Source organism: Methylophaga sp. UBA4204, assembly GCF_002379485.1.
In the GTDB taxonomy this organism is placed as follows: domain Bacteria; phylum Pseudomonadota; class Gammaproteobacteria; order Nitrosococcales; family Methylophagaceae; genus Methylophaga.
The window spans coordinates 1,636-2,354 of sequence record NZ_DFTU01000028.1; the positions used below are offsets into that span (position 1 = coordinate 1,636).

Annotated in this window: 1 protein-coding gene; it reads right to left on the minus strand. The window is 49.0% G+C overall.

Annotation, left to right across the window (positions count from 1 at the left end):
• Positions 1 to 529 (minus strand): MFS transporter (locus B3182_RS03375; protein ID WP_292751548.1); only part of this gene is annotated, 529 nt, incomplete at its 3' end.
• Positions 530 to 719 lie beyond the last annotated feature (190 nt).

A 719-nucleotide genomic window follows, 5' to 3' on the forward strand; every position in this document is an offset into this window, starting at 1 on the left:
CATGCCAAAAATAGCCATTAATGCAGTGGCCCAGAAGAGACCATCCAGTCCAATCCAGCTTTCTAAAGCCGCGCCACTGGCTAACGCCACTGAAAAAGATAAACCAATGCTGATACCAATGGCGGCCATCGCTTTTGTGCGATGTTGATCGCGGGTAAGGTCTGCGGTTAAGGCCATCACTACGGCGGCAATCGCGCCACTGCCTTGTAATAATCTNNTCTGCCATGGCGGCTAACAGGCTACCCAGGGCAAACAGGATCAGACCCAGATAGATAACCTTCTTACGACCAATCCGGTCGGAGAGCATGCCAAATGGAATTTGCAACAGCGCCTGCGTTAAACCATAGGCACCAATCGCCAGACCTATTAATAAAGGCGTGCTGTGTGAATATTGTTGAGCGGAGAGCGAAAATACCGGCAAAATCATAAACAAACCCAGCATACGCAGGGCGAAGATGACAGATAAACCGGAAATAGTACGTTTCTCCAGCGCACTAAGTGCGTCAGGTGTGGCTTGCTTTTGCGTCATGATAGGGTGACAGAGTATATTGATCCGTTGGATTTTACTACGGAACAGGCATGAAAAAAATCAGTATTCGCGGCGCCCGTACGCATAACTTGAAAAACATCGATCTGGACCTGCCCAGAGATGCGCTGATTGTGATTACCGGCTTGTCTGGCTCAGGCAAATCGTCACTGGCTTTTGATACCTTATATGC